Origin of the sequence: Bradyrhizobium sp. 31Argb (genome assembly GCF_043638955.1) — a bacterium.
GTDB lineage: Bacteria > Pseudomonadota > Alphaproteobacteria > Rhizobiales > Xanthobacteraceae > Bradyrhizobium.
The window spans coordinates 1-15,037 of sequence record NZ_JBEGDB010000199.1; the positions used below are offsets into that span (position 1 = coordinate 1).

The 15,037-nt window shown below is 63.3% G+C and carries 20 protein-coding genes; 10 read left to right on the forward strand and 10 right to left on the reverse strand.

Translation table 11 applies throughout. The features are described from left to right. Positions 1 to 261 precede the first annotated feature (261 nt). Together AAFX91_RS29235 and AAFX91_RS29240 are read right to left on the reverse strand one after the other, a co-directional pair. A complete protein-coding gene (locus tag AAFX91_RS29235; RefSeq protein ID WP_394568943.1) occupies positions 262 to 1,659 on the reverse strand; it encodes a cytochrome P450 in 1,398 nt (465 codons plus the stop codon). Between the two features lie 10 nt (positions 1,660 to 1,669). Then, on the reverse strand, positions 1,670 to 1,900 hold the full coding sequence (locus AAFX91_RS29240) for a hypothetical protein (protein ID WP_130582946.1): 231 nt from the start codon (positions 1,898 to 1,900) through the stop codon (positions 1,670 to 1,672). A 366-nt stretch (positions 1,901 to 2,266) separates the two neighbouring features. Between AAFX91_RS29240 and AAFX91_RS29245 the strand changes: the two genes are divergently transcribed. Both AAFX91_RS29245 and AAFX91_RS29250 read left to right on the forward strand, forming a co-directional pair. Continuing rightward, a complete protein-coding gene (locus AAFX91_RS29245) occupies positions 2,267 to 2,440 on the forward strand; it encodes a DUF3606 domain-containing protein (protein WP_130582945.1) in 174 nt (57 codons plus the stop codon). Beyond that, complete coding sequence (locus AAFX91_RS29250; RefSeq protein WP_130582944.1) at positions 2,437 to 2,595, forward strand: DUF2934 domain-containing protein; 159 nt, start codon at positions 2,437 to 2,439, stop codon at positions 2,593 to 2,595. The genes AAFX91_RS29245 and AAFX91_RS29250 overlap by 4 nt, the downstream gene beginning before the upstream one ends. Positions 2,596 to 2,616: 21 nt before the next feature. On the opposite strand, the gene AAFX91_RS29255 is transcribed toward AAFX91_RS29250, so the two are convergent. The 3 genes from AAFX91_RS29255 to AAFX91_RS29265 all read right to left on the reverse strand — a co-directional run bounded on the left by AAFX91_RS29255 (position 2,617) and on the right by AAFX91_RS29265 (position 4,770). Continuing rightward, a complete protein-coding gene (locus AAFX91_RS29255; protein WP_282530158.1) occupies positions 2,617 to 2,745 on the reverse strand; it encodes a hypothetical protein in 129 nt (42 codons plus the stop codon). 126 nt (positions 2,746 to 2,871) lie between these two features. Next, on the reverse strand, positions 2,872 to 3,516 hold the full coding sequence (locus tag AAFX91_RS29260; protein ID WP_394568944.1) for a DUF5074 domain-containing protein: 645 nt from the start codon (positions 3,514 to 3,516) through the stop codon (positions 2,872 to 2,874). Between the two features lie 33 nt (positions 3,517 to 3,549). After that, positions 3,550 to 4,770 (reverse strand): helix-turn-helix domain-containing protein, encoded by a 1,221-nt coding sequence (locus tag AAFX91_RS29265; protein ID WP_394568945.1) that lies wholly within the window; start codon positions 4,768 to 4,770, stop codon positions 3,550 to 3,552. 95 nt (positions 4,771 to 4,865) lie between these two features. Here AAFX91_RS29265 and AAFX91_RS29270 point away from each other — a divergent pair, with 95 nt between their 5' ends. From AAFX91_RS29270 to AAFX91_RS29280, 3 genes are all read left to right on the forward strand, one after another. After that, positions 4,866 to 4,991: a hypothetical protein gene (locus AAFX91_RS29270; RefSeq protein WP_394568946.1), complete on the forward strand. Its 126-nt coding sequence runs from the start codon at positions 4,866 to 4,868 to the stop codon at positions 4,989 to 4,991. Then, positions 4,988 to 5,272, forward strand: coding sequence for a hypothetical protein (locus tag AAFX91_RS29275; RefSeq protein ID WP_394568947.1), 285 nt, complete (start codon positions 4,988 to 4,990; stop codon positions 5,270 to 5,272). Before AAFX91_RS29270 ends, AAFX91_RS29275 begins: the two co-directional genes overlap by 4 nt. 143 nt (positions 5,273 to 5,415) lie before the next feature. After that, positions 5,416 to 6,384, forward strand: coding sequence for an SDR family oxidoreductase (locus AAFX91_RS29280; RefSeq protein WP_394568948.1), 969 nt, complete (start codon positions 5,416 to 5,418; stop codon positions 6,382 to 6,384). 33 nt (positions 6,385 to 6,417) lie between these two features. Here the strand turns inward: AAFX91_RS29280 and AAFX91_RS29285 are convergent, their stop codons facing one another. Both AAFX91_RS29285 and AAFX91_RS29290 read right to left on the reverse strand, forming a co-directional pair. Beyond that, complete coding sequence (locus tag AAFX91_RS29285) at positions 6,418 to 6,885, reverse strand: GcrA family cell cycle regulator (RefSeq protein ID WP_130583266.1); 468 nt, start codon at positions 6,883 to 6,885, stop codon at positions 6,418 to 6,420. Positions 6,886 to 6,961: 76 nt separating this feature from the next. Beyond that, positions 6,962 to 7,159 (reverse strand): hypothetical protein, encoded by a 198-nt coding sequence (locus tag AAFX91_RS29290; RefSeq protein WP_027580595.1) that lies wholly within the window; start codon positions 7,157 to 7,159, stop codon positions 6,962 to 6,964. 277 nt (positions 7,160 to 7,436) lie between these two features. Here AAFX91_RS29290 and AAFX91_RS29295 point away from each other — a divergent pair, with 277 nt between their 5' ends. Next, a complete protein-coding gene (locus AAFX91_RS29295) occupies positions 7,437 to 7,784 on the forward strand; it encodes a GrlR family regulatory protein (RefSeq protein WP_130583267.1) in 348 nt (115 codons plus the stop codon). On the opposite strand, the gene AAFX91_RS29300 is transcribed toward AAFX91_RS29295, so the two are convergent. Together AAFX91_RS29300 and AAFX91_RS29305 are read right to left on the reverse strand one after the other, a co-directional pair. Next, entirely contained in the window at positions 7,779 to 9,611 is a 1,833-nt protein-coding gene (locus AAFX91_RS29300; RefSeq protein WP_130583268.1) for an AMP-binding protein, read from the reverse strand. The two genes, AAFX91_RS29295 and AAFX91_RS29300, sit on opposite strands and share 6 nt — an antisense overlap. Before the next feature lie 202 nt (positions 9,612 to 9,813). Next, positions 9,814 to 10,755: an acetamidase/formamidase family protein gene (locus AAFX91_RS29305; RefSeq protein WP_130583269.1), complete on the reverse strand. Its 942-nt coding sequence runs from the start codon at positions 10,753 to 10,755 to the stop codon at positions 9,814 to 9,816. 221 nt (positions 10,756 to 10,976) lie between these two features. Here AAFX91_RS29305 and AAFX91_RS29310 point away from each other — a divergent pair, with 221 nt between their 5' ends. Beyond that, on the forward strand, positions 10,977 to 11,780 hold the full coding sequence (locus AAFX91_RS29310) for a YdcF family protein (protein WP_394568949.1): 804 nt from the start codon (positions 10,977 to 10,979) through the stop codon (positions 11,778 to 11,780). A gap of 59 nt (positions 11,781 to 11,839) precedes the next feature. On the opposite strand, the gene AAFX91_RS29315 is transcribed toward AAFX91_RS29310, so the two are convergent. Beyond that, entirely contained in the window at positions 11,840 to 12,055 is a 216-nt protein-coding gene (locus tag AAFX91_RS29315) for a DUF2945 domain-containing protein (protein ID WP_130583271.1), read from the reverse strand. On the opposite strand from AAFX91_RS29315, the gene AAFX91_RS29320 reads away from it, so the two are divergent. The 3 genes from AAFX91_RS29320 to AAFX91_RS29330 all read left to right on the forward strand — a co-directional run bounded on the left by AAFX91_RS29320 (position 12,039) and on the right by AAFX91_RS29330 (position 14,952). Beyond that, positions 12,039 to 12,698, forward strand: coding sequence for a DUF488 domain-containing protein (locus tag AAFX91_RS29320; RefSeq protein ID WP_349644929.1), 660 nt, complete (start codon positions 12,039 to 12,041; stop codon positions 12,696 to 12,698). The genes AAFX91_RS29315 and AAFX91_RS29320 overlap by 17 nt on opposite strands. Before the next feature lie 163 nt (positions 12,699 to 12,861). Beyond that, a complete protein-coding gene (locus AAFX91_RS29325; RefSeq protein ID WP_394568950.1) occupies positions 12,862 to 13,647 on the forward strand; it encodes a DUF169 domain-containing protein in 786 nt (261 codons plus the stop codon). Positions 13,648 to 13,779: 132 nt separating this feature from the next. Then, positions 13,780 to 14,952 carry a saccharopine dehydrogenase family protein gene (locus AAFX91_RS29330; protein WP_394568951.1) on the forward strand — a complete coding sequence of 391 codons (1,173 nt, stop codon included), beginning with the start codon at positions 13,780 to 13,782 and terminating at the stop codon, positions 14,950 to 14,952. Positions 14,953 to 15,037 lie beyond the last annotated feature (85 nt).

Sequence of the window (15,037 nt, forward strand, 5' to 3'; positions counted from 1 at the left end):
GACGCAACCTCGGACCGGCCGACAGTCGGAGCTACATCCGTCAAGCGAAAGTAACATCCTCAGGTGAGGCAATACGTGGTCCACAAAATTGCGCCGCCGGGCTCGAAATACAGCGTCCCGGCGGCGTTTGTCTCAACTGGTGCCCTGAAATCCCAGTACCGCCATCTTAGCAGTACCATGCTACGCCAAATGTGAAATGGTTCACACAATGGGCAAAGAAAGCACCCTGGCGGGACGCCTGGGCGACCAGGGCTGGCGGGTTCAAATCCCACCGCTCCGACCATTCATCTTCCGCCGCTCCTTGATCTTGAGCCACACGCCCCCATGAGGGCGCAGCGTGATCGACGGAAACGGCGTCACCTTGCGATCTGGCAGCCATTCCATCGAGAAACGTTGCGCCATCGTCGTCAGCGCCAGAACGGCTTCCATCATGGCGAAACGCTGGCCGATGCAGACGCGCGGCCCGCCGCCGAACGGCATATAGGCGAAGCGGGGTAACTTGCGCTCGAGGTCGCCCATCCAGCGCTCGGGACGGAAAGTCTCCGGCTCGTCGAAATAATGCGGGTCGCGATGCAGGACCCATGGGATGATGAAGATGGTTGTGCCCGCTCTGAAAGAGTAGCCGCCAAGGTCGAACGGTTGCACGGATTCCCGGCCGATGGCCCACGCGGGCGGGTAAAGCCGCATCGCCTCCATCACGACGCTTTCCGTGAATTTCAGGCGCTGAACATCCTCGGCTGTTACCGGGCGATCGCCAACCACTTCGGCGATCTCCGCGGCCATGCGCGCTTCGGCGTCCGAATGCTGGCCGAGCAGGAACCATGTCCAGGAAAGTGCCAGAGCCGTGGTCTCGTGCCCTGCGAGAAGGAGCGTGATCGCCTCGTCTCGAAGCAACGAGTCGCACACAGGCTTTCCTGCGTCGTCGCGCGCTGCCATCAGACGCGACAGAAAATCATTTCGATGTTCCAGGCCGCTCGCGCGTCGCTCGGCGATCATGGACGAAACAACTCTTTCAATGGTCCGGATCGCCCGCTGGTATCTGAGGTGGCCGGGCAATGGAATCGCGTCCGGAATAAGGATCGGGCGCTTGTAGCGCGACGCGACCTCCACGATGAGATCGTTCACCGCATGGTCCATGTCGTGAATGTCTCGCTCCACCTCGGAATCGAAGAGCGTCTTGGCTGCGATCCGCAGCGTCAATCCCATCATCTCGGGATGGATGTCGATGACCTCGCCATCTTTCCAGCCATCAAGCAACTGGCGCGTAAGGGCCACCATCGCGTCGTCGTAAGCAAGCAGTTGCTGGCCGGCGAAGGCAGGCGCAGCCAGGCGACGCTGGCGGTGCCAAAGCTCGCCTTCACTGGTGAGCAGGCCTTTCCCGAACACCGCCGTCACATGGCGCCAGAAGAACTTGTGCTTGATGTAGTTTCGATGGTCCTCGACGAGGACCTTCTCGATCGCAGGCAAATCGTTGACAAAAAGTGCCGGCCATCCGGCAAGATTGAGCGAGACGAGGTCGCCGTACCGATCCGCGAGTTCAGCAAAGAAGCCAAGCGGGTCCTTGCCGAGCGCAGGCAGATTTCCAACAAGCGGCAAGCCGCGCGGGCCCGGCGGCCGACGCAGCGGAGAATGCCAGCCAACGCTTGTTGGTGCGTCCACAGGAAAAGTATCAATCCTGCCTACGGCGGCGCCTGATCAGCCAGTAGACACCGTAGCCAATGGCGAGGATCGGAAGGCCTGCGCCAGCAATCGGCCCGGGGGCTCCGCTGTAGTGATCTGGCTTATTCTGACCGGGGGCGTCCTCGCAACTCCCCCCGCCGTTGCAGGCTTGCACGGGCGGGATGACCGTCGTCAGAGCGAGGGCCAAAATCGCGGCGGCAATGCCGAACCCGATCTTCATTTGACTGCTCCTTGGTTCTGACTGTGCATTAAACTTGCCAATTAAATAGCACATTAAAACATTAAATGATTTAACTTAAATAAACTTCCCGTTATTTTTGCCGCACCGGAACCCGGCTGGGAGATGCTTGCGGGCTCGGGCGCCGGTTAGAAAACCGCAGCTTCAGTCCGAGCCTATGGGGTCGATACGTTCGCTCGTTGACCGCTCGTGCCGGCCAACCGCGTCCGTAGCAATCCTCCCGGATGCAATCGAGGCTCCGATCGAGCGGAGCGAGTGCGTCCGTTGATGCTGGCGAGCAAGGCCATCACGGCCTACCGGGAACATGCAATGTGCTCTGGCGTTCTATCCGCAGAAAGAGGAACCGCCATGGATAATCTGACCAAGAGGGATCAACGCGACCGTTCGAAGATCAACATGCACCAGGACTTCGAGGTCAAGTACTGGGCCAGAGAACTCGGGGTAACGAGAGAGCAGCTACAGAAGGCTGTCGACAAGGTTGGCAACAGCGCTGCCACGGTCCGGAAGGAGCTGGGGCAATGAAGATAGACGATCAGGCAATCCGGGCGCGCGCCTATCGATTGTGGGAAGCCGCGGGAAGCCCCGAAGATGAAGAAGAACGCTTCTGGCACGAAGCGGAACGCCAACTCAAGGAAGAGCAGATCCAGCACGAGCTGAAGACGCCGGACACCCTATAGGCCGGAGCTATCAGGTGCGGCCTAGATGCCAAGCACCCAAACGGCGACGATGGTGCCGAGCAGGGCGAGACCGCTGATGGTCCACCCCGTGACGTAGCCCGCGCTGTCGGTCTCTGGCTGATCGACCATGGTATCGTGCCAATCGGTCATGATGGCCTCCATCCATTGCCTCCCCGGACGTAGGTCGGCGCAGACAGCTCAAGGTTCAAAACGCGAAACGCGGCGCAGATGTTCTGCGCCGCGTCCTGACCGGTGTCTGCTTCGCTCGAAAACGCTCTACCGCGCGCTTCGCTTGGGCTTGCGCACCGCCCGGACCTTGCCGCTGGTGCCGCCGCCGCAGAAGAACTGATCGCGTCCGTCGGACTCGAGCCCCGACACGCTGACGCCGGGCGGCAGCGCAAGGCGCTCCAGGGCCTCGCCGGTCTTGGGATCAATTCTGGTCAGATCGCCTTCGTCGCCTTCCCAGGTGCCGTGCCAGAGCTCGCCGTCGATCCAGGTGACGCCGGTGACGAAGCGGTTGGACTGGATGGTGCGGAGGATCGCTCCGGTTTTGGGATCGATCTGGTGGATCTTGCGCTCCTGGTACTGCCCGACCCAGAGCGTGCCTTCGGCCCAGGCCAGCCCTGAATCTGCGCCGCCGCCGGGCGAGGGGATCGTGGCGAGCACGCGGCCGCTTTTCGGATCGATCTTCTGGATGCGGTCCTCAGCGATCTGAAACAAATGCTGGCCGTCAAACGCCGTTCCGGCATGCGCAGGCACGTCGATGGAGCGCACCGTGTCCCCGCTCGCCGGATCCATGGCGTTGATCCGGTCACCGGACGCAAACCAGACGAGCTTGCCGTCGTAGGTAAGCCCATGGACGCTGTCGACGCCCGGGAATGGGCCATATTCGCGGATGATTTCGGCTGCTGACGTGATCATGCTTCCTCCTCGCTGTTCTAAAGTGGAGGCACCCTAGCCATTCGGCAGCGGCGCGGTGAGTAACAAGGTCGTCGCGAAACCCGGCAAAGGCGGAGTCATCCAGCGGCGCGCGCGCCCGCGGCCAAACGACTGCACCTTGTCCTTGGCCGCGAGCGCGTCGAGCGCCCGCTGAATGGTGCGCTGGCTGGCCCCGAGCGCCAGCGCCAGCGCCGAGCTCGACCACGATTCCCCGTCGGCGAGAAAGGCGAGCACCTCCGCATGGTCCTCTTCGACCGGACGCGCCAGCACGACGATGTCGCAGGCGAGGTGCGGCACGAGTGCGAACCCTTGCTTAGTCGCGCTGACGTCGGCGAGCGTGCGAAGCATGCTGCGGAGCCGCCCGATCTCGACCCGTAGCCGGGCGCGATGCGATTCATCGGCATGCTTGCCGCGGAATGCCCGCGCGACCAGCGTCTCCCTGGTGACGTCGTTCGGCCAGGCTTCGGCCAGCGCGCGGGCGAGCGCGAACAGAACCGGACGCGTTGCGAGTGAGACCGTCACGTCCCTCTCGCGCACGACATAGCGGCAGGCATCCACGACCAGAGACTTCGATACGAGCAACGCCTCGACCTCATCGAGCAGGAGCGGGCGCTCCTTGCCGCGTGCAACGAGGCGCGCCGCGGGTGTGCCAAGCAGAAGGGCTGCGCTTTCGACCTCCGCTGTCAGCGCAGGGATACGTGCCTGCCGCGCCGCGGCCTCGGCTCGTGCGAGTGCGGCGCGGGCCGGCTTGGTGCGGAGGCGGCGCATCGCGATGCCGGCAACGACCAATTCATGCGCGGCTCTCGAGGCCGGTGGGAAGGGCGCGGGATCAAGGTCTGCAAGCCTGCGCTCGGCCTCGTCGAGGCGTCCGATCAGGAGCAGGCGGCGGACCTCGAGATAGCGCGCATGCGCGGCGTTGACGAAATCGCTGTGCGCCTCGAGCGTCGCGCGCGCGGCGTCGAGCGCCTTGGCGGGAAAGCCGAGGTCGCGGGAGGCGAGCGCGATCTCGGCCTCCGCGACGACACATCTGGCGCGCGCGATCGCTTCCTTCGGGCCGAAGGCGCGCGCGGCGCTGCGCAGCAGGGCCTTGGCGCGGACGAAATCGCCGAGCTGCGCCATCGCAATCCCGCGAAGCGCCAGCGCCGGCGCGTCCTCGCGCAGCGCAACGCGGTTCAAGGCGCCGAGTGGATCGCCCATCGCGAGCGCACGCGCGGCGGCCGTGATCAGCGAGTCCATGGGAATCCCGTCACACTTGTCACTCTCACCCCTTCAGCGCCCGGTCCTAGTCTACCTCACCGTGACAGACCAGTACGCAGCGAGGAGACCGGCTCATGGTCGACTGGACGATCCTTTCCCCAACATTCCTCACCGCCACGGTGGAGTGGGCGGAGGCCGTCGTCACGGTGCTGACGGTCGGCCCGGGCCACCCGACGAGCGATATCGAGAACAGGGAATGACGATGACGGCCCATTGCCCAAAACTCGACCTTGAGGCGGCGAACGAGGGGTCGTCGTCGCAACGTTCGAGCGTCACAACGAAGATGTCGGCAGCCGATTGGCTATCGCTTGCGGCCGCGCCGACCTTCGCGGTCATGGCGCTGCTCACCGGTGTGGTCGGCGGCGCGCCCGATATGCTTTGCTCGCAAGGCACGTCGCCGTTCGCGGGAATGGTCCCGATGTACGTGCTGATGAGCGCGTTCCATTTGGGGCCATGGCTGAGGCTGATCGCGAGGCGATGAAGCGGCTAGGTGAACGAGCTGCAACTGGATCGTGGCTTCGACATTGGCTAGTCTTGCTGCCACCGGCACAAACGCCGGGCGTCGATTTCCCGCCTTGTGGAATGGGACGCATCAACCAACAAGAACAAGCGGGAGCGTCTCCAATGAAGGAATTTGCCGGGAAGATTGCCGTCATCACGGGCGGCGGCACGGGCATGGGCCGCGAGCTGGCGCGGCAGCTCGTGGCGGAGGGGTGCAATGTCGCGATGTGCGACGTCTCGCTTGAGGCGATGGCGGAGACGAAGCGGCTGTGTGAAACGGAGAAGTTGCCGCAGGGATTGCGTGTCACCACTCATGTGGCCGACGTCTCGATCGAGGATCATCTCAAGCGCTTTCGCGACGAGGTGATCGAGCAGCAGGCGACGGACAAGATCCACCTGCTGTTCAACAATGCCGGCATCGGCGGCGGAGGCAGCCTGTTCACCAATACGCGCGAGCAGTGGGAGCGCACCTTCAACATCTGCTGGGGCGGCGTCTATCTCGGCGTCCGCACCTTCCTGCCGCTGCTCGTGAAGGCGGACGAGGGGCACATCGTCAACACCTCCAGCGTCAACGGATTCTGGGCGAGCGTCGGCATGGGCGTGGCGCACACCGCCTATAGCGCGGCGAAGTTCGCGGTGAAGGGATTCACCGAGGCGCTGATCAACGACCTCCGGCTGAATGCGCCGCATATCAAGTGCTCGGTGGTGATGCCCGGCCATATCGGCACCTCGATCGTCTCCAATTCGCGGAAGGTGCAGATCGGCACGGAGTCCGACCAGCTCACCGAGCAGGAGATCCTGCAGGCACGCCAGCGGATGAAGGGCGCAGGCATCGATGTCGACGCGATGTCGGACGAAGAGATTCAGCAGGCCGCGCTCGATCGCGCGCGGACGTTCCACGATGACGCGCCGACGACGGCGGCCGCCGCGGCCAGGATCATCCTCGACGGCGTCAAGGCCGATCGCTGGCGCATCTTGGTCGGCGAGGACGCCCATGTCCTCGACGAGCGCGTGCGCCAGACCCCGGAACAGGCCTACACGCCGGAATTCTTCGAGCGCATCAAGGCGGACGTCGGTTGGCGGCTCGGCTAGAGCTCCGGTTCCACTTCGCTTGAAAACGCTTTACTAACCGCGCGCCACGCGCGGGCGCGAGCTGGGCTGATAGGCGAGCCGGGCGTGGCCTGCGCAATAGGGCAGGCCGTCGACCGGCCGGTTGCCGCAGAAGCGGAAATCGTTGGCGTCAGGCGTCTCGACCGGCCAGCGGCAGCGCTGCTCGTCGAGTTCGAGAAGCGAACAGCAATGGCCGTTCGCGATCGGCTCCTCCGGTGCCGCCTCGCCATACTCGGCCTGCAACATCCGGATCTGATGCCGCACGGTCCTTGCGCGCGGCGCGCGGGGAGAGGCCTTCCGGGCCGGCCGTTCGGCGTCGTCGCGCGGCTCCCGTGTCAGGTTGAGGCGGGAGAGCTTGCCGATCACGGCGTTGCGGCTGACGCCGATGTCGACGGCGATCTCGCGGCAGGTCAGTCCGGCATCGAAGCAGCGCTTCAACTGTTCGACGCGTTCGGGGGTCCAGATCGATAGGATGGCGGTCATGGCGATGGTCCCAGGTTGCCGGAAAGTTTCCGGGTTGGCTTGACCACCCTTTAGCCGGACCGTCTGACGCCTCGCTTCACGGCTTACCGTTGTCGCGGATCGACAACAACCCATCCTTGATGGCGAGGCGGATGCCTTCCTCGATCAAGGTCCGGGCGACGCCGGGGACGCTGGTGCCATGGGTACCCTGTCTCACCAGCTTCTCCATGTAAGCGATGGTCGAGAGCGCCAAAGTGACGGGAATGCGATCGGTCTCGGCTTTCTCCGTGGCCATGGCAAAACGCTAGCCTTTTACGCCTGTACAGAAAAGTATCTATTCAGACTCTATTTAGTTTTACACAGGCGAGTCAAATTGATTCGCTTTTCGTGAGCTATCCGATTGGGAAGTAACGAGAAAATTTCTGACAGCCCTGGGGATAACGCGCGCACCCCGTGTGCACCGCCCAGGGGCGGGCGGCGAGGGCGCGGCGAAACGCGCATGGATTCTTCGATTTATGGGATTGCTTCCTGTCGCCCGGGCCGATGATGATGCGTCGGGGAATTCGGGCGCGATGACAGTAACGAACGGGCTTTACACCATTCAGATCGAGATGACCGAGGGCGGGCAGGGCCGCGCCAACGGTGTCATCGTCTTGCACGACGGCAGGATCGCGGGCGGAGATTCGTATTTCTACTACTCAGGCTCCTACAGCGCCGATCACGGCAAATGGCGCGGCGAGCTGACCACCAGCGAACACACCAGATCTGTCGGCGTATTGCCGCTGTTCGGCGGGCGCGATGTGACCTGCGGTTTCACCGGCCTCTATTCCGCCGACACCGCGCAGGTGAGTGGGACGGCGCTGGTCGGAAAGACCAGCGTCATGTTCGTTGCCAGGCTGATGCTGCGCTCGAAATTATGAGGTGCGAGACACCTCGACCTTCACCGGGAATTTCTGCAGCAGCCGGCCGGCCGCCTCCGCCTTGTCGGGCGTAGCGTTGACGCGCAGATAAAGCCCGCGCGACGGATCGGTGATCGCTTCGACGTTCACCTCCTTGGCAAGGCCTTCCGCGGCAAGCAATTCGCGCGCGGCGTCTCCGGCGGCAATCTCGCGCAGCTTTGGCTTGAAGATCTTGCCGACCGGCGTCACCGGCATTTCCGGGATCACCGAGACCGCGCGGGGCCGCGCCGGCGGCTCGGGGATGTTCTCCTGGACGAAGGCGGCAAGCGCCTGCGGATCGACCTGGACGCCGGGCTGGGTCGACACGAACAGCATCGGCACCTCGCCCGCGTAAGCGTCGGGGCGCCCGACCGCCGCGGCGAGCGCGACGCCAGGAAATTGCAGCGCCGCGTCCTCGATCGAGCGCGGATCGATGTTGTGGCCGCCGCGTATGATGACGTCCTTGGCGCGCCCCATGATGTAGACGAACCCGTCGGCGTCGATCCGGCAGATGTCGCCGGTGCGCAGCCAGCCGTCGTGGAAAGCGTCTTCGGTCTGCTTCTTGTCGACATAGCCCGCGAAGACCTGCGGCCCACGGGTCAAGAGTTCGCCGACCGGCGAAGGCCACGGGCTGGTGTGCAGCTTGCCACCCGCGAGGATCGCAAGCTCGACCAGCGGATTACGGGTGCCGACGGCTTCGGGCCGCGGCTTGATGCCGTGGACGTCGTGGGTGATGGCGCCGGCAAGCTCGGTCATGCCGTAGAGCTGCTGAATGCAGGGACCGCCCCAGGTCGCAAGATAGCGGCGCTCGATCTCCAGCGGGCAGATCGAGGCGCCGGTGGCGGTTACGCGCAAGGACGAGATATCGGCGTCGCCGACCGGGACGCCGGCGATGGCCCCGAGCGCGGTCGGCACGTTACCGTTGATGTTGACGTGGTACTTCTCAACGATCTTCCAGAAATTCGTGATCAGCGCCGGATCGCGCGCGCCGGCGGGACCGGGGATGAACATGGTCGCGCCGGCCGACAGGCAATTGGCGACAGTGCAGAACAGGCCGCCGACATGGAACAGCGGCAGCGTGATCGTGCAGCGCTCACTCTTTCGGAAGTCCAGTGCCATCCGCGAGGAGACGGTGGAGGCAACCATCGCGCGGTTGGTGAGCCGCGCCACCTTGGGATGGCCGGTGGTGCCGCCGGTCGGCAGCATCACGGCGACGCGGTCGGCTTCGGAGAAATCCTTCGACTGGCCGTAATCGTCGCGCCACGCCGGATCGGGCTTGAGCACCTCACCATCGAACGAGATGGTGCCGTCGAGCGGCACGATCACGATGCGCTTCAGTGAGGGCACGTCGCGCTGCAGGCCCTCGATCTTCTCGTAAAGCCCGCCCGGCATGCCCGGTGGCGGCGCCAGCAACAGTTTTGCCTTGATGGCATTGAGCTGGGCGATGATGGCTTCGCGCGTGAACAGGAGATTGAGCGGCTCGGCGATGCCGCAGGCGGCCGCACCCCAGATCGCGGCAATCGCAGCCGGGCAGCTCGGCAGCAGGATCGCGACCGCATCCTCCTTGCCGATGCCCTCGCGGCGGAAGAAGTTTTCCGCTGCTTTGACCGAGCCCATGAGCTGCTCGTTCGAGAGGATGACCGGATTGGGATCGAGCGGCGAGCGCAGATAGATGACGCTTTCCGCATTGGGATTGCCGAGCGGACCGCGGGCGATCAGATCGAGGATGCGCGGGCAGGCGGCAAGCTCCTGCCGCATTTCCTGTTCGCGGGCGGCTTCTTCCGCCGGCGATAATCTCTCTTTCAGCATGTGTCTCCCTGTCGTTCTTGTTTTCGTTGTTTGATTGTATCGGGTCGATTGTATCGAGCGCAGCTTGCGAAGCACAAGTGCGGCAATCGGTCATTCCCGGGCGAAGCCTAGCATCGAACCTGGAAATCCGGCGGTCACGAAACAGAGCACGCTGGCGATTCCGGGTTCGCATTTTCGTGCGCCCCGGAATGACGGCGGCAGGTCAGCCGTGCACGATCGCCTTCGCGATCATGCAGTGGATACCTTTCGAGCCATTCACGGTCTGCGTCACCCGCAGATCGGCGGCGAGGCTGCACAGCGTGTACGCATCCTCGCGCGACAGATTCCGCTTTTCCCCAAGCAGCGCGATCATGTCACGCAGCGCGCGCACCACGCATTGGTCGAGGTCCGGGTCCATCGCCATCGTCATGTAATGATCGGCGGTCTCGGCGCGGGGATAGGTGAGCCGCAGGTCCTTGCGCAGCGTTAATTTGAAGCGGCCTTGCAGCGCGGTCTCGATCGCGGTGACGCAGACCTCGCCATCGCCCTGCACGCCATGGCCGTCGCCGCAGGAGAACAGCGCGCCTGCTACGAACACCGGCAAATAGAGCTTGGCGCCGGGCCCGAGCTCCTTGTTGTCGAGATTGCCGCCCATCGCGCGCGGGATCAGCGAGGTGATGCGACCCCAGGCCGGCGGCGGCGCCACGCCCATCACGCCGAAGAACGGTTTCAGCGGCAGCTCCAATCCCCAGGGCAGGCGGCCGACCATGCGCTCACGATCGAGCGGGATGTTGAGGATGCGTGGTTCATGGAAATCATCGGGCAGGGTGCCGGAGAGCGGTCGGATCAGGTTGTAGCCCCAGTCCTGCCGCAGGCTGACATCGAGGATATCGACCTCCAGCACATCGCCGGGCTCGGCACCCTCGACCGCGATCGGGCCGGTGAGGATGTGACCCGGCAGCATCCGCTCGGACCTCGCATGGATGTCCGCAAGCTCCGGCGGAATGTGAAATTTGGTCCGGTCGGGCACCACGTCGGGGCCGCCGCTGACGGTGTCGATGGTGACCTCGTCGCCGCTCTTGATCGCGAGCACCGGCTTGAGTTTTGCTTCGAAGAAGCCCCAGTGGCAGGTCTCGGGGCTCGCAGGGAGATGATGGTGTGTCATGGGATTTCTCGGGCGAGCATGTAACGTGTGACGCGCATCGCATTTAGAATGGGCTTTTGCAGTCAGATCAATCGTTGCCAGATCAATTCCGGCGGAAATTATCGTATGGGCCGATGCCGCGGCCATGAAGCGGATCAGCACCATGCGTATCCACGCGAGATGGAATGCCGGTCCGTTTGTGCTATGGCGCTGTCCGTTGATCGGATCGGAGGCCACCGCGGGTGTTTTTTGTGCTGTCGAAGACGCTCGGCGTCATGCTGCTGCCGGGCAATTTCCTGATTGGGATCGGCGTGCTCGGGGCAATCCTGCTCGCGACGCGGTTTGCCGCGCTTGGCCGCAAGCTTTTGGTCGCGGTGATGGTGCTGCTTATCGTGGCGGGGTTCTCGCCGCTTGGAAACCTGTTGCTCTATCCGCTCGAGGCGCGCTTTCCGCCGTGGAATCCCGCAGAGGGCGCGCCCAATGGCATCATCGTGCTTGGCGGCCCGGTCGATTCCGACGTTTCGGCGTCACATAATACGCCGATCGTGCGTAACGCAGCCGATCGCATCATCGCCGCGGCCGCGCTCGCGCGAAAATATCCGAATGCCCGTGTCGTATTTTCCGGCGGCAACGCCAACCTGATTTCCAATGACGCCAAGGAAGCTGATTACGTGGCGGAGATATTCGAAGGCCTCGGCATCGCGAAATCGCGGCTGACCATGGAACGGCAATCGCGCAACACGTGGGAGAACGCCGAATTCTCCAAGGCGCTGGTGGCGCCGAAACCGGGCGAGCGCTGGCTACTGGTCACTTCAGCATTTCACATGCCGCGATCGGTTGGGCTGTTCCGGAAGGTGGGATTTCCGGTTGAGCCTTATCCTGTCGACTGGCGGGTCGGGACGGGCAACGACGTCTTCTGGTTCACGAACACCGCACTCGATGGATTGTCGCGGACCGATCTTGCGGTGCGCGAGTGGATGGGCCTGATCGCCTATCGTGCCGCAGGCCGAACCGACGCGTTGCTGCCGGGGCCGTCAACCAACTAGGACATATACTCGTATATCCGGTAGGGATGCGGGATAACACAGTCGGCTCGATCAGCCGCTTACTCAGACAGCTTGGTAAGTGCCTCCCCCTTATGAGCGGCAACATGGTCCGTTTTGCTACTCTTGATCTCGTACTGCGGTGACTCCGGGCTCGCGTGATGCGTATAGCCCTTGTAGTTGAAATCCTTGAGATGAACCCGGACGATCGTGCCGCTGACATGCCCAGCTTCCGAGTTCCACCGGACTCGATCGCCGACCTTGAATCGTTCCGCCATCCGCAGCCTCCTTGTCTGGCGAGCAGTACAGGCCACTACCAAACGCATTCTAACGGTCTATCTTCATCGTGTGAAGCAACGCCGTCCGATCTCCATTTGCATGATGCCGGTCGAAATCAATCCCATCTACACGGTCGGTCACGCGACGCACAGCATCGCCGAATTCGTCGAACTCTTGAAAGTCGGTTCGATCGGGATGGTCGTGGACATCCGGAGCTTCCCGCGGTCACGAACCAACCCCCAGTTCAATATCGATGAGCTACCTGAGGCGCTTTCGGCTTGGCAGATCGGTTATATCTGGATCGAGGAACTTGGCGGCCGACGAGCAAAATCGAAAACGGTGCCACCCGAAGTAAATGCCTTCTGGATCAACCAGAGCTTCCACAACTATGCGGACTACGCGCTCTCTGACGAGTTTCGCAGGGGGTTATCGCAACTGGAGCAATTGAGCTTAGGGCGGAGGTGCGCGATCATGTGTTCGGAAGCCGTCTGGTGGCGTTGCCATCGACGGTTCGTCGCCGATTACCTTCTCCACCATGGACGAGATGTCTTCCACTTGATGGGACCGGCGCGCGCTGAAATTGCCAGGATGACTGCCGCGGCGCGCGAGGACGGCGTATCACTCGTCTATCCGCCGTCGTGATGTCGTGCAAGTCGGCGATGTCCGCCCGCATCGCTGCCGCGCACGCAACCTCGCATCGATGCGGCGGTGGCCGCGCCTCAATGAGTCCACGCCTTAGAATGCGGGTCGCAACCAGCTGTCGATCGGGCTAAGATCGGGCAAAACAAGCCCGGGAACTTACGCCATGCAACAGCAGACACCGCCGGAACAATTCGATCCGGCCACGATGGTGGCCGATCTCAACAGCCTGCTCAGGCTGAAGACGACCGTGATCGGCCTGAAGCTGTTCGAGCGGGTCGAGGACATGATGGCGATCCCGAAGATCCGGCGCCCGACCGCGATCCACACCACCGACCAGATCGTGAGCATGGCCTCGCGGCTTGGCTGGACTGTTGGCGTCACTGCCGATGATCTCGTCGGCGCGCAATGCCGCGCCGTGATCGGGCTCGCGCCACAGGACGAGAAATGGCTTGCGGGAGAATCCTATGTCGGGGTCTGGCATGGCACCGCGGAAGATGCGCGCAAGCGCCAGGAGGCGCTGGATGTGGTGCCCTATGGCCAGTACAAGGCCTTCGTGGCAAGCCCGCTCTCCAGCGGCCGCCTCAATCCGCCTGACATCTGCCTCGTCTATGCGACGCCGGGGCAGATGATCATCCTGATCAATGGGCTGCAATATACCGGCTACAAGAAGTTCGAATGGGGCGTGGTTGGCGAGACCGCCTGCGCGGATTCCTGGGGGCGGGCGTTGAAGACGCGCGAGCCGTCGTTGTCGCTCCCATGTTTCGCCGAACGGCGCTATGGCGGCGTGCCTGATGAGGAGATGCTGATGGCGCTGCCGCCGGCCGATCTTGCCAAGGCGATCGCCGGCATGAAACAGCTCGCCAAGAACGGCCTGCGCTATCCGATTGCGCCCTACGGCATCCAGGCCGACGTGCGTGCCGGCATGGGCGTGTCGTATGCGAAGAAGTAGGAACTCCTGCCGTCATTGCGAGGAGCGATAGCGACGAAGCAATCCACGCCTCCACAAGCGGTGAAATGCATTGCTTCGCTTCGCTTGCAATGACAAGAAGGGGCAATAGCTCGTTTCAGGGAAAGTCATCCTATGTCGTCGAAGTTCGACATCGTTATCTATGGCGCAACCGGCTTCACCGGCCAGCTCGTTGCCGAATATCTCGCTCAGCATTACAAGGGCGACAGCCTGACATGGGCGATGGCCGGGCGCAGCAAGGACAAGCTTGCTGCGGTGCGCGACGCCATTGGCGCGCCTGCGGACACGCCGCTGATCGTTGCCGATTCAAGTGAGATCGCGTCGCTGCAAGCCATGGTTGGGCAGGCCAAATCGGTGATCAGCACGGTCGGCCCGTATCAGCTCTATGGCAACGACCTCGTCGCCGCATGCGTGGAAGCGGGTGTCGATTATTTCGATCTCTGCGGCGAGCCGGTCTGGATGCGGCAGATCATCGATAGGCACGAGGCTGCTGCGAAGGCAAGCGGTGCGCGCATCGTGTTTTCCTGCGGCTTCGACTCGGTGCCGTTCGAGCTCGGCGCGTTCTTCGTGCAGGAGGAGGCCAGACGCACATTCGGCGCGCCGGCATCCCGCGTCAAGGGCCGTGTGCGCTACCTCAGCGGTACGCTCTCCGGCGGCACCGCGGCAAGCGCCAAGGCAACCTTCGAAGCAGTCGCCAAGGATCTCAGCCTCGTGGCCATCCTGAACGATCCCTTTGCGCTGACGCCCGGATTTGCCGGCCCCAAACAACCGCGAGGCAACAGGCCGGCTTACGAGGAAGACCTGCAGTCCTGGGCGGCGCCGTTCATGATGGCGCTGATCAATACGCGCAACGTTCATCGTTCCAACATGCTGATGGATTTTTCTTACGGCGAGGAATTCATCTACGACGAGATGGTGCTGACTGGTGCGGGTGAGAAAGGCGAAGCCAACGCCAAGCGCGTGATGGCCCTCAATGCCGAGAAGACCGGTCCGAACGCGCCAAAGCCGGGCGAGGGGCCCTCGAAGCAAGAACGCGAGAACGGCCGCTACGATCTCCTCTACGTCGCGATTGCGCCGGACGGCCGTCAGGTGCGTGCGGCGGTGAAGGGCGATCGTGACCCCGGCTATGGGTCGACGTCAAAGATGATCTCGGAATGCGCGATCTGCCTGCTGCGCGATGCGCCGGATGTTCCTGCCGGCATCTGGACGCCGGGCGCCGCGATGAAGGACAAGCTCATCAAGCGGCTGGTCGATCACGCCGGCCTGACGTTCCAGGTCGAGACGTAGGCTTCGGATTGTAGATTCCATGGGGCGGTGAGCGCGCCCTTTCCGGTAGGTTTGGGTTTCCACACTCGAACCATCGGAGAGTCTG

Coding starts and splice junctions, on each gene's coding strand:
- AAFX91_RS29240 (WP_130582946.1), bottom strand. CDS start 1,900: ATGAAGATCGGGTTCGGCATTGCCGCCGCGATTTTGGCCCTCGCTCTG.
- AAFX91_RS29245 (WP_130582945.1), top strand. CDS start 2,267: ATGGATAATCTGACCAAGAGGGATCAACGCGACCGTTCGAAGATCAAC.
- AAFX91_RS29250 (WP_130582944.1), top strand. CDS start 2,437: ATGAAGATAGACGATCAGGCAATCCGGGCGCGCGCCTATCGATTGTGG.
- AAFX91_RS29255 (WP_282530158.1), bottom strand. CDS start 2,745: ATGACCGATTGGCACGATACCATGGTCGATCAGCCAGAGACCGACAGC.
- AAFX91_RS29260 (WP_394568944.1), bottom strand. CDS start 3,516: ATGATCACGTCAGCAGCCGAAATCATCCGCGAATATGGCCCATTCCCG.
- AAFX91_RS29265 (WP_394568945.1), bottom strand. CDS start 4,770: ATGGACTCGCTGATCACGGCCGCCGCGCGTGCGCTCGCGATGGGCGAT.
- AAFX91_RS29270 (WP_394568946.1), top strand. CDS start 4,866: ATGGTCGACTGGACGATCCTTTCCCCAACATTCCTCACCGCCACGGTG.
- AAFX91_RS29275 (WP_394568947.1), top strand. CDS start 4,988: ATGACGATGACGGCCCATTGCCCAAAACTCGACCTTGAGGCGGCGAAC.
- AAFX91_RS29280 (WP_394568948.1), top strand. CDS start 5,416: ATGAAGGAATTTGCCGGGAAGATTGCCGTCATCACGGGCGGCGGCACG.
- AAFX91_RS29285 (WP_130583266.1), bottom strand. CDS start 6,885: ATGACCGCCATCCTATCGATCTGGACCCCCGAACGCGTCGAACAGTTG.
- AAFX91_RS29290 (WP_027580595.1), bottom strand. CDS start 7,159: ATGGCCACGGAGAAAGCCGAGACCGATCGCATTCCCGTCACTTTGGCG.
- AAFX91_RS29295 (WP_130583267.1), top strand. CDS start 7,437: ATGACAGTAACGAACGGGCTTTACACCATTCAGATCGAGATGACCGAG.
- AAFX91_RS29300 (WP_130583268.1), bottom strand. CDS start 9,611: ATGCTGAAAGAGAGATTATCGCCGGCGGAAGAAGCCGCCCGCGAACAG.
- AAFX91_RS29305 (WP_130583269.1), bottom strand. CDS start 10,755: ATGACACACCATCATCTCCCTGCGAGCCCCGAGACCTGCCACTGGGGC.
- AAFX91_RS29315 (WP_130583271.1), bottom strand. CDS start 12,055: ATGGCGGAACGATTCAAGGTCGGCGATCGAGTCCGGTGGAACTCGGAA.
- AAFX91_RS29325 (WP_394568950.1), top strand. CDS start 12,862: ATGCAACAGCAGACACCGCCGGAACAATTCGATCCGGCCACGATGGTG.
- AAFX91_RS29330 (WP_394568951.1), top strand. CDS start 13,780: ATGTCGTCGAAGTTCGACATCGTTATCTATGGCGCAACCGGCTTCACC.